Origin of the sequence: Marinobacter sp. (assembly GCF_014859525.1) — a bacterium.
Classification (GTDB): domain Bacteria; phylum Pseudomonadota; class Gammaproteobacteria; order Pseudomonadales; family Oleiphilaceae; genus Marinobacter.
This window is the reverse complement of record NZ_JACUUB010000078.1, coordinates 1-11,268: the sequence shown is the minus strand read 5'-3', so window position 1 is coordinate 11,268 and position 11,268 is coordinate 1. Positions and strand designations below refer to the sequence as shown.

The 11,268-nt window shown below is 55.9% G+C and carries 13 protein-coding genes; 7 read left to right on the top strand and 6 right to left on the bottom strand.

Translation table 11 applies throughout. The features are described 5' to 3' along the window. On the bottom strand, window positions 1-1,237 hold a 1,237-nt coding region (gene tssI, locus IBX51_RS12760), incomplete at its 3' end, for a type VI secretion system tip protein TssI/VgrG (protein ID WP_291831665.1). 169 nt (window positions 1,238-1,406) lie between these two features. On the opposite strand from tssI, the gene IBX51_RS12755 reads away from it, so the two are divergent. After that, window positions 1,407-1,835 carry an SRPBCC family protein gene (locus IBX51_RS12755; RefSeq protein WP_291831664.1) on the top strand — a complete coding sequence of 143 codons (429 nt, stop codon included), beginning with the start codon at window positions 1,407-1,409 and terminating at the stop codon, window positions 1,833-1,835. A 177-nt stretch (window positions 1,836-2,012) separates the two neighbouring features. Then, window positions 2,013-2,813 (top strand): MBL fold metallo-hydrolase, encoded by an 801-nt coding sequence (locus IBX51_RS12750; RefSeq protein WP_291831663.1) that lies wholly within the window; start codon window positions 2,013-2,015, stop codon window positions 2,811-2,813. Window positions 2,814-2,849: 36 nt separating this feature from the next. Here IBX51_RS12750 and IBX51_RS12745 read toward each other — a convergent pair whose 3' ends face one another. Beyond that, complete coding sequence (locus IBX51_RS12745) at window positions 2,850-3,272, bottom strand: sel1 repeat family protein (protein ID WP_291831662.1); 423 nt, start codon at window positions 3,270-3,272, stop codon at window positions 2,850-2,852. Window positions 3,273-3,456: 184 nt separating this feature from the next. On the opposite strand from IBX51_RS12745, the gene IBX51_RS12740 reads away from it, so the two are divergent. From IBX51_RS12740 to IBX51_RS12725, 4 genes are all read left to right on the top strand, one after another. Further along, window positions 3,457-4,182, top strand: a complete 726-nt coding sequence (locus IBX51_RS12740; protein ID WP_291831661.1) for a YebC/PmpR family DNA-binding transcriptional regulator — start codon at window positions 3,457-3,459, stop codon at window positions 4,180-4,182. A 98-nt stretch (window positions 4,183-4,280) separates the two neighbouring features. Next, a complete protein-coding gene (locus tag IBX51_RS12735; protein WP_291831660.1) occupies window positions 4,281-5,726 on the top strand; it encodes a phospholipase D family protein in 1,446 nt (481 codons plus the stop codon). A gap of 92 nt (window positions 5,727-5,818) precedes the next feature. Continuing rightward, window positions 5,819-6,220 (top strand): PA2779 family protein, encoded by a 402-nt coding sequence (locus tag IBX51_RS12730; RefSeq protein ID WP_291831659.1) that lies wholly within the window; start codon window positions 5,819-5,821, stop codon window positions 6,218-6,220. A 143-nt stretch (window positions 6,221-6,363) separates the two neighbouring features. Then, window positions 6,364-7,248, top strand: a complete 885-nt coding sequence (locus IBX51_RS12725; RefSeq protein WP_291831658.1) for a PA2778 family cysteine peptidase — start codon at window positions 6,364-6,366, stop codon at window positions 7,246-7,248. Window positions 7,249-7,250: 2 nt separating this feature from the next. Here IBX51_RS12725 and IBX51_RS12720 read toward each other — a convergent pair whose 3' ends face one another. The 4 genes from IBX51_RS12720 to IBX51_RS12705 all read right to left on the bottom strand — a co-directional run bounded on the left by IBX51_RS12720 (window position 7,251) and on the right by IBX51_RS12705 (window position 10,003). Beyond that, window positions 7,251-7,931, bottom strand: a complete 681-nt coding sequence (locus tag IBX51_RS12720) for a class I SAM-dependent methyltransferase (protein ID WP_367166352.1) — start codon at window positions 7,929-7,931, stop codon at window positions 7,251-7,253. 1 nt (window position 7,932) lies between these two features. Next, the gene (locus tag IBX51_RS12715; RefSeq protein WP_291831657.1) at window positions 7,933-8,592 is read right to left on the bottom strand and encodes a hypothetical protein; all 660 of its coding nucleotides are present in this window, start codon (window positions 8,590-8,592) and stop codon (window positions 7,933-7,935) included. Window positions 8,593-8,601: 9 nt separating this feature from the next. Then, window positions 8,602-9,597, bottom strand: a complete 996-nt coding sequence (locus tag IBX51_RS12710; RefSeq protein ID WP_291831656.1) for a GTP-binding protein — start codon at window positions 9,595-9,597, stop codon at window positions 8,602-8,604. Between the two features lie 91 nt (window positions 9,598-9,688). Then, the gene (locus IBX51_RS12705; protein WP_291831655.1) at window positions 9,689-10,003 is read right to left on the bottom strand and encodes a DUF2007 domain-containing protein; all 315 of its coding nucleotides are present in this window, start codon (window positions 10,001-10,003) and stop codon (window positions 9,689-9,691) included. An 85-nt stretch (window positions 10,004-10,088) separates the two neighbouring features. Here IBX51_RS12705 and IBX51_RS12700 point away from each other — a divergent pair, with 85 nt between their 5' ends. After that, window positions 10,089-11,144, top strand: a complete 1,056-nt coding sequence (locus IBX51_RS12700) for an alpha/beta hydrolase (RefSeq protein ID WP_291831654.1) — start codon at window positions 10,089-10,091, stop codon at window positions 11,142-11,144. Window positions 11,145-11,268: the final 124 nt, after the last annotated feature.

Genomic DNA, 11,268 nt, shown 5'->3' with positions numbered 1-11,268 from the left:
GTAGCCAGGCGCTTGAGTGTTCATCATTCTTTGAGTAGCGATCCCAGGGGAATCTAACTTTCACCCGGCCGTACTGGTCGCAGTGAATCTCTTCACCTTCGGGGCCGGTGACGATGGCCATCTGGGGGCCGTCCATCATGGGTTTGTGTTCACACACTGGCCGCCAGGTTTTATCGGCCGGGATGGCGGTGAAGTCGTTGTGGTAGCTGGTGGGTTCGCTGCCACCCTCTTCTTCCATGGCCTGGGGCTGTTGGCCGGTGTGGGTGATGGCGGTCAGCAGCCATTCCCGATTCAGGCTCTGGCTGTCGTGGTCCTGCAATGCCACTTTGGCGCCGGGGGTAAAGTCCGGGCGGTTGCTTTCGCCCTTGGCGAGGCTGGCGTCGTTTCTGAGGGCGTCCAGTTTGGCCTGGGTGAAGGGCTGGCCACTGGCGTCGACTTTGTAGCGGCCTGGGTAGTCGTAGTGCTGGTAGTCTTCACGGTGACTGATGTCGCCCGCGCTGTGTTCGTGCATCAAGGCGTAGGCGGGGTTTTTGAAGGTGTAGTCCTTCATGGCGACCGAGGCGGCTTTGATGCGCTCTTGGTAGGCGAAGCTGAATACGCAGGCCTGTTTGGTGCTGCCGCCGGCCTGGGTGTTGCAGGGCACCGGGTCCAGTTTGGGGGCGTCGCCGTGGTGGTCGGCGATGATCAGGGCCGGTTGTTCTTCGCCATCCACGCTGCCGTGCTGGTAGCGATAGTGCCAGCCTTCTTCGGCGGCCAGTCGTTCAATGAACTGCAGGTCGCTTTCCCGGTGCTGGAAGCAGTATTCCCGTTCCTCAGGGGGGCGCTTGAAGTCAAAGACCGTATCAATGATGCCCCGTTCTTCGAGCAGGGTGCGCACGATGGCGTCGGTACTCTGGGTCTGGAAGATGCGGCTGTTGTGCATCAGGCCCAGGCGCCAGGCCGGGGGCTGGATGACCACTTCATAGGCGGTGCGGCGGTGGCCGGTGTTGCCGCGGACGAATTCGTTCACCACGCCGGTGAAGCGTCGCACCGGCTGGCCGTCTTGCCAGACCACCAGGTCCACTGGCTGCTCCAGAATATCCGCCGCCTGCACGTCCGGGTCGGTACTGGCCAGATGCAAACGGCCCTGAAACAGCTGGGAGAGGCTTTCGGTCAACGCGAAGCCGACAACAACGAAGTGATCTGAGGGGAATTCGCCTACACGGGCGGTGAACTGCAATCCGCTTGCCTGGGGCATGACTTCGGTCCCTGAAGATTAATGATGAACTGCTTACTCGTCCTGAGCGGGCATGAGTATAACCAGTGTGGATTGTAAGGCCAACCTTGCATCTGCCCACATCTACGACTTTTGTTGAACTTCGTGAACGGGTACTCTTATACCAACAATGCACAACAAGAGTGTGAGCATGGCTACGTACCACATTGAAATAAATGAGACTTTTGACGTTCCCCGCAGGAAGGTTTTTGCCCTGTTTGCAGACCACCAGCGCTTCGGCAAAATGCTTGGCGCACCGGTCAAACGGATCAAAGACAGTGACCAGGCAGACCCGAACGGCCTGGGCTCTGTGCGCAAGATCGGCATCGGCCCCCTCTCACTGGAGGAGACCGTACTGAACTTCGAGCCCGATACGCTGATTGAGTACGCCATCACCAGCATGAGCCCGATCAAGAACCATCTGGGCAGGATTCGCTTTTCGGAGACCCCCGATGGCCAAACCCAGCTGAACTACACCATCACCTTTGAAGACATCGTACCTTTCTCGGGCAAGCTGGTCAGCGCTGCTCTGGAGAAAGGCCTGCGCCGCGGTATTCGCCGGGTGCCTAAGCTGGCATAGGCGCTACAAAGTCTCGCCTCAGGCATTCGGGCAACAATACGTTACTTGATGAATATCAGATAATTGACCTGAGGCAACCCGGCACATTTGTCAATTCTGTACCCTCCCGCGCAGATTGCAATAGTCGGCCATCAGCATACCTGATGCCGTATACCCACTCTTCTGCGGGAGACCGAAATGGCGGCCGAACCGATTGTTCTTTTCGACAACGGGCACCACAAGTGCCTGATGTTTGATTCCCTCGTGACTGGCGAAGGCGTTCAGTCCAACCAGTTCCTTGTTGTCGATGGCAAACACGAAGCCTTGATTGACCCGGGCGGAGATTTGACTTACACCCCGCTTTCGGTGGCCGCGTCCAGGTACATGAACATCCGCGACATGGACTATGTCTTCGCGTCTCACCAGGACCCGGACATCATCGGTGCGATTGATCGCTGGATTGTGCACACCCGCGCCAAGATCGTGACCTCCAAACTGTGGGCCCGATTCCTGCCGCATCTGGTGTCCAGTTATGTCACTAACCAGCTGAGCGGCAGCGTTTACGACCGCATCGTGAGTATTCCCGACGGTGGCGCCAACGTCCGGTTCGGTGACAGCTACCTGCAGTGCATACCTGCTCACTTCATGCACTCTGTGGGCAACCTGCAGTTCTATGATCCGGTCTCGAAGATCCTTTTTTCAGGTGATCTGGGTGCTTCCATGGGGGGTGAAGATGATCACAAACCGGTGCAGGACTTTGACAAGCACATTCCCAACATGATCGGTTTCCACCGGCGCTATATCGCCTCCAAAAAGGTGTGCGGCCTTTGGGCCAATATGGTTCGTGGGATGGATGTGGCTATGATTGTGCCGCAGCACGGCAAGCGCTTTGAGGGACCCGTGATGATAGACCGGTTCCTGAACTGGGTCAGCGAGATGGACTGCGGGATTGATCTGGTGTCACAGGATAATTACCGGCAGCCGGTGGAATACGTGTGACATCCAGCAGAGCCTGACCAACGCCAGGCAAACCGGCTATTTCTGGCGCGCGACACGTGCCTGTGCCTGCCAATGGTCAGCCTTTGACGAACTCTGAGCTACGCCTAGCCCTTCACGGTAGGCGTCTGCTACTGCTTCCATTCCGATCACCTCGCCCTTTTCGGCGGCCCTCAAATACCATTCAAAGGCTTTTTCCAAGTCTTTCTCAGTGCCCAACCCCGCAGCATACATATTGGCAACATTGAGAATGCCCTGGCTGTTGCCCCGATCGGCTAACTCACAATAGCGCTCGAAAGCCTCATCGTATTGCCCCATCTTGTAGACGGCATAGGCTTGCAAAGCCTTTACCATATCCCTCGCTATTCGGGTTTGCTCTTCAGCATCATCAACATCGCCCGCCAATACAGGCGCAGTGCCAAGAAAAAATGCGAAAAAAGCGACTGAAAGAAACTTGTACATTGCAATGCCCCACTTGAACGACCGATATACATCACGCTATCAGCCTCTGCTCTGGCAGTCGCCGCTACTAAAGCATATTTAAACCACTACCTAGGGATAGCCTGGGTTAAAAAATAGGCCTGTCCCCCCGGACGCTACTTCAGTAAAATCCGTCCTTTTACCAAGAGCACGAGAGGCACCACAGATGGGCAGAGCCTACCAGAATCGTAAAGAATCCATGGCCAAGACGGCCGCGGCAAAAACCAAGGTTTACAGCAAATATGGCCGGGAAATCTATATGGCCGCCAAATCTGGCGGTGTAGACCCAACGGCTAACCTGACCCTTCGCGGCCTGATCGAGCGCGCCAAGAAAGACCAGGTACCTGCTCACGTTATCGAGAAAGCCATCGACAAAGCCAAAGGCGGCGCCGGAGAGGACTACTCCCCCGCCCGCTACGAGGGCTATGGGCCAGGCAACTGCATGGTGATCGTCGATTGCTTGACCGATAACCCCAACCGTACCTTTGGTGACGTGCGCCTGGCCTTCACCAAAACCAAATGCAAGATTGGTACTCCGGGCGTGGTTGCCCACATGTTTGACCACTGCGCCATTTTTGCCTTCTCTGGTCACGATGAAGAAGCGGTATTAGAAGCCTTGATGGAAGCGGACGTAGACGTCACGGACATCGAGACCGAAGACGGCAACGTCACCGTTTTTGCGCCGAACACCGAATACGCCAAAGCCAAACAGGCACTGGAAGCTGCGTTTGAAGGCATCGAGTTTGAGGTTGACGAGATCCAGTTCTTGCCGAAAACCACCACCGTGGTGGCAGGTGATGACATCCCTATGTTTGAAAAATTTCTCGACATGTTGAACGATCTGGATGACGTTCAGAACGTGTTCCACAACGCTGAACTCCCACAGGAGTAACAGCCAGGTCAGGGCGGTGGGAATAGCCATCCTGCTGCCTTGGGTTTTACGACCACCAAACCGGCACTCCCTCCCCCGCTCGATGGAACGAATCGGCCATGACCATGAAGTTACTCGCCTTTGCATTGCTCCTGATACTGGCCGGCATTGGCTTGTGGCATTCCTTCAAACCGCTCCCCGCCGGTATTCGGCATCAGAGTGAGCCGGTACCTTTGGTCGCCCCGAAACTGCTGACAGATGTGACTCATCACGCCAACGATGGCAATACACTGCTTGAACACCAGATTTTTGATGAAATCTTCAGACTGATTGCCCATGCAGAGAAGTTCATTCTGGTCGACATGTTCCTGTTTAATGGCACCAAACCTGAAAACACGGAACTGCGCCCTCTGGCCGAGCAGCTCACGCAAGCTTTACTGAAGCGCAAGGCGACCCGGCCAGACATCGATATTGTGGTGATCTCAGACCCTCTGAACACCTTTTACGGTGGTACCCGTTCGTCCGCTTTCGAGGCTCTATCCAAGGTTGGCATCGAGGTTGTGATCACCCGTCTGGAACCACTTCGCGACAGCAATCCGGCCTGGTCTTCTCTCTGGCGCCTGTGCTGCCAATGGCTTGGCAATAATCCGGACGGTGGCTGGCTGCCCAACGCTCTGGGCGATGAGCCAGCCACGATTCGCAGTTGTCTGGCACTCCCGAACTTCAAGGCCAACCACCGTAAACTGCTGGTGACGGATGATGACCAGGGTTACCGGGCGATAATCACATCTGCCAACCCCCACGACGGCAGCAGCCGGCACAGCAACATTGGCCTGGCCTTCGGCGGGCCCGCCGTTATCGATGTGGTCAGAAGCGAGCAAGCCGTTCTAAAAATGTCTGGTGCCAGCACCGCCACCCTGGACCATTGGATCAGGGAGATGATTGCAGATGCCAAAGCCGGCTATGACGCAGCCGGCATCATGAAAGTGCTGACCGAATCCGCCATCCGCGACGCCGCACTCGATATGATTGATCGCAGTCAGCCCGGAGAGACCCTGGATATGGCGATGTTCTACCTCTCGCATCGCCCGATCATCAAGGCACTGCTGGCTGCACACCGTCGTGGCGTAACCGTGCGTTTGTTACTGGACGCCAACAAAGATGCCTTCGGCCATGAGAAAAACGGCATCCCGAACCGCCCTGTCGCCCACGAACTGCAACAGGCCGGCATACCCGTCCGTTGGTGCAACACCGAAGGCGAGCAGTGCCACAGCAAGTTACTCATTTACACCCCGCGTGGCGATCAGCAGGAATTCCTGTTCGGCTCGGCCAACTTTACCCGTCGCAATCTGGACGACCTCAACCTTGAAACCAACGTCTGGCTGGCAACACCGGCGAGCAGCACCGTTGCACGGCAAGCGACGGCGCTCTTCAATCAATACTGGCAGGCCGGCCCAAACGATAGGCAAACACTGAGCCTGCCCTACTCAGCCTGGGCAGAGCCCTCCCGGCTCAGGTACTGGCAGTACCGGATGATGGAAGCGACCGGACTGTCGACGTTCTGATGCCCGCGCCAAAGCGTGAACGTTTTGTATGTTGAATCAGTACAGGTTCCAGTCTATTGTTTTTAATGAAACAAACAATGAAGGAACCTGAAATGAACAGCATCAGATCCCATATTAGGCAGCTTTCCTTGATCATGGCAGTGCTGCTGGCCTTTGCCACCACTTTTTCTGTCTCTGCACACGCAGGCATGGTGGGCACCGGAGAATTGATTCAGCAGCAACAGGTTGACCTTGATCGCCAACAACTACTGAACATGCTGGAAACTCAGGAAGTCAAAGACAAGCTCTCGCAGCTTGGCGTCAGCGAAGACCAGGTGGCTGAACGAATCCAGAACCTGACCCCTGCAGAACTTGCAGACTTTGAACAGCAACTGGCGGAAGCCCCCACCGGTGAAGGCGTGGTCGGTGTGATCGTGCTGTTCTTGTTGGTCTTTATCATCACCGACATGTTGTGTGCCACCAACGTCTTCTCTTTCGTCAATTGCGTTCGTTGACCCAACCAACCCTGCCTGCAAGCGCAGGCCTGATCAGCAGATGGACAGCCCTTTTGGGGCTGTTTTTGCTGGCCGGCTGCGCCAGCACTCCACCCTGGCCAGACCACCCTTCGGCTAAAGCTCCTGCGCATCAGGACAACACAATGCTGGACCAGGTACTTCTGGATAACGTGCCCTTCTATCCACAGGAAAAGTACCAGTGTGGCCCGGCCTCACTGGCGACCATGCTGAACACCCAAGGCCTGGCAACCGACCCGGACATCCTGAAAGAACTGGTGTATCTACCCGGCCGCCAGGGCTCTCTGCAAGTTGAAATGGTGGCGGGCGCGCGCTCCCATGACATGGTGGTGTATCCACTGGCGACAAACATAGATGCCGTGCTGAGCGAGGTGACCGCCGGCAACCCGGTGCTCGTCATGCAGAACCTGAGATTCAACTGGTGGCCGCAATGGCACTTTGCAGTAGTGGTTGGCTACGACAGCGATAAGGAAGTTCTGATCCTGAACACAGACACCCGCCGCCATTACCGGATGCCTTACAAAACGTTCCACGCTACCTGGGACCGCGCCAGCCGCTGGGCGATGGTTATCCTGCCGCCTGACAAGCTGCCGGAAACCGCCGAGACACTGCCCTATTTGCGTGCAGCCCATGATCTGGAAATTACCGGCCATACCCTGGCGGCACAAAAGGCTTATGAGACCGCTGAACACCGCTGGCCAGACCAACCGGCACCAATCATGGCTCAAGGCAACCTGGCTTATGATCAGCACAAGCCTGCCACCGCTGCTGCCCATTTCCTGAGAGTGGTTAACCGCTTTCCTGACTTTCCCGAAGGCTGGAATAACCTCGCGTATGCGTTAGACGCCTCAGCGAGCCCAAAGCAGGCGGCCGAAGCCCTGGCCTGTGCCATACGCCTTGACCCCGAACGGTTTGGCCAGGCCAACCTCCAGTTTTCGGACCAACCCAGCCCTGACAGCAGCCATTGCCCGGCGTTGCCAATATGCCCAGAACCAGAGGTCAGGCAATGACCTTAACCGGAAGCATTCTGTAACAGCACGACATCCTTGCGGGGAATTTCCAGACGCCAGCCATAGTGATTTGCCAGCCAGGCGAACGTTTCCTCACGATAGAACACCACATGAGTCGGGTCTCGTCGATAATGCCAGTGATCAAACCGTTCATCGTCGGTCTGAAAACACGTCATGATCGCCAGCCAACCACCCTGCATCACCAGTTTATCAAGCTGCCGGAACACCTCGGCCGGGCGATACAGATGCTCAACCACTTCGGTGCAGGTAATGAAATCATAGCGCCGCCCCAGCACGGAGCGATCCGGATAGAAAAACGGATCATAGAGCGCCATGCCAAACCCGGCTTGTTCGAGCATAGCGGCAAGGGCCGGTCCCGGACCACAACCGAAATCCAGCCCTTGAGCACCGCTGGCAAGCTTTTCCTTCAGAGGGTCAGACAGCTTTGCCAGAAAACGACAATAGCCGGCATCATCTAGCTGGTTGTCGTGCAGCGCGTAGACCGCCCGCTCTTCATCTGCAGACAAACGGCAGCCGGGCTCCATTACCGTTGCAGAACACTCCTGGCAGCGCAGATAAGCTATTTCACCCACCACCCGGAAGGGTACTAAATAACTTGCCTCACACACCGGGCAAAGCATTTGGCCGTCTTTCGTTTTTGATAATGCATCTTGTGAGCTCATGTCACTTCTGGAAGAACCGTGGATTACGCTCAATAAACGAATCAATCCAGCGCTCCAGGAATGAGGTTCTGTCCGCTTTTTTCAGGTAACGCCAACCCAACACCGAAATGATCAGTGCACCAATGGCGTCAACGATAAGATCCCACATGGTATCGGTCAGGCCGGATGGATCACCCAACATGGGTTTCTGCATATTGGTTCCCAACACACTGTCCATGGTGAACTCGAAAATCTCCCACAAAGCACCCACACCGAGCGCAAACATAAACGCAAAAAATGCCACAAAACCGGGGTTCAGGTGCACATTGATTTTTTCGGTCTCGTTCATCACATGAACCAGCAGAAAACCGAGAATACCGAGCAAAAAGCCAGACATGGTGTGCAGCGCCATGTCCCACCACCAAAATCGATTGTAGTAGTCATGAATCTCGCCGAGGAATAATGAGGCAAAGACAAAACCGATGGCGGCTAACTGCAACTCGGGCGGAATGTGTATCCGAAATTGGCGCTCAAACAGAATCGGAAACAACGTGATCAAGATGATCATGCCGGTTAAAAACGCGGTAAACCACCGCTGCCCCCATACAGCAAGCACAGCCTCCAACAATAAGATCAGTTGCAGGAACAGTGTCACTCTCTGGTGCGTAATCCGAATCTTCATACCTTCTTCCTATTCGGTCAGCCCGGCTGCTGCTCGCAGAAGCTGGTCCATTTCCGAGGCATCCAGCGCCTCGGCTGTAATGAGTTCAACCCGGGAAAGCTCTCTGGACTCACCCGGCAAGATCGAAACGGTCCCATCCACCACGTTAACAACGCGCCAGCCATCCAGGGTGTGGATCACCGCTTTAAATCTGAGTAGCCGGTCATCCATGGCCATCGCCAACACCGAATTTTCATCCAGGCATAATTCCGGGTGAATGCGCCACCCGATGCTATGGTGCCCTTGCCCCTCATTCGTGACCAATTGCCAGGGGTTTTCCTCAATGGATGGCCGTGGGGTCTCTTCAGCCCGGCTGTGTTGGTGATGATGCGCGTGAGGGGCCGTGACTTCGGGCAGGCCAGCGTCGCCATCCAGCCAGCCAACAGAAAGGTGACCGTGCCTGGTATGGTATACCTGAGGTTTGGCGGGCGACAGAGACGCCGCCCATCGATCAAAAACCTGTATCTGGGCATCCTCGCACAGGTCCGTCTTGTTGGCTACCAGGATGTCTGCTGCAGCCACCTGATCCCGGAACTGCACATTATCCAGCACTCTCGGATCATCCAGCTTACGGGGGTCCACCAGAGTAATCACTGGTCCCAGGGTCAGCACCTCGCGGTAATACTGCCCGGTCAGAGTGTCCAGAATCTGGGACGGATGGCCAAGTCCGGTGGGCTCGATCAGCAAACGGTCAGGTTTGGCCCGGGCAATCAGTTGGTTCAGACCAATTTGCATAGGCAGCCCGGCAACGCAACACATACAGCCTCCGGGAATTTCCCGAACCACCGCACCTTCGGTTTCAAGTAGTGCGCCATCAATGCCTACTTCACCAAATTCATTGACCAGCACGGCCCAAACTTCGCCTTGGGGTTTGTGCCGGAGCAAGTCGAGAATTGCAGTCGTCTTGCCGACGCCAAGGAAACCAAGAATAAGGTTAGTAGGGATCGGACGAATGGGGTCTGGCATCGGAACGGGCCTCAAAAGCGTTATAACATAACAAAAAACAACCCGTCAGCACCAGCCTGAAGGCCATAGCGATGCAACACGCTCTTTCAACTCAAAATCGCCATAACAGCCACATCAGAAAGATAAGAACAAGGATGAACCAGCGCGCATAGTGATCCGGCCTATCCTGGCCACCCGGTTTCGCCACAGGCGTGGGAGCATCCCTCTCATATTCGTCGATGAGCACTCGTGCCCGGTAATAGTCCTCGTCGTCAACGTGAACATTACTGAATCCGGCCGAGCCGATCTCACCCATCGCCCCTTGCAGAAAGTGCCCGCCCACATGAGCCTCGATCCCATGAGCGCCCAACATGCCGGCAATTATGTGTGCCTCGGTGATATCCCGGGCCCGATAGGCTATTTCCAAGATGTCTTTCCTCTGTCAGATTTGTCATGGTACGAATATAGTCACAGCTTAGTTCCCTTTTTACAGGGCTCCAAAAGGAAAACCCATGCTCTGGATTCTGCTTGCCATCATTGTCTTCATCGTTCTGGCCACGCTCGTGGTGTTTCGGGTAACCGATCTTTCTCAATTCGATGGCGGCGACTGGGCTGTCAGAGAAGTTGCGCCCAACCCGGCCCATGATGAGGTTATGGAGCGTATCAAAGACATGGGGCGTGCCTCCAAAGGACTGAAAGGTAAAGCCAGACTGATCGCTCTGAGGAACCACCTCGACAATCTTGGCGAAGGCGTAGAAATACAATCGGAACTGCGCCACTGTGACCATCCCAGGGGTGAATGGGTGATTGCTCCCGGCGCTGACACTCGCCGGCGCGTACTCTACATTCATGGCGGTGCCTGGGCCGCTGGCAGTCCTCGCAGCCACCGGGCCATTACAGATCGGTTCTCACAGATCGCTAATGCTGCGGTCTTTGCTCTCGACTACCGGCTGATGCCGGAGCATCGTTTTATGGATGGTATTCGGGACTGTCGCCACGCGTATACCTGGCTGCTTAATCATGGGCCTGACGGAGAAGAAAAAGCCGAGTTTATGGTGGTGGCCGGGGATTCGGCCGGCGGCAGTCACACGCTATCGTTACTCGCATGGATACGCGATAACGGCGTGCGCCAAGCCGATGCGGCGATCGCTCTGTCGCCCTCTACCGACCTTACCCTGACCGCGCCCAGCAATCGGGACAACATCCGCACCGATGCCCTGCTTGGGCCAGTGTTCGGCGGCCTCTCCAAGATTCCATTACCGATCCTTTGGTGGGGCACGCTGGCCGCTTTCAGGATATCCCCAACCAATCCGGCGGCGTCACCCCTGCGAGGCAATCTTGACAACCTGCCGCCTACGTTAATCCACGCCAGCACCACCGAAATGCTATTGGACAACGCCACACGTTACGCGGCTAAAGCAAGGGCAGAAGGATCGTCAGTGGAGGTTCACACCTGGCAGAATATGGTTCACGTTTGGCACATTTTCTCGCCACTGTTACCGGAAGCCGAGCAAGCCTTTGAAGATATCCGGCAATTCCTGCAGCGGGTCGCGCAAGAACAAGCCTGAGATTTTGCTGAGCTCATGACGTGCGCCGGGCGTGGGTCAGGCGTCCTGCTTTTCAGGCCGATGCCTTTGGTTTCTTGCGAACGTAGAGCGTTTTGTGAACTCGAGCCACCACCTGACCTCTGTC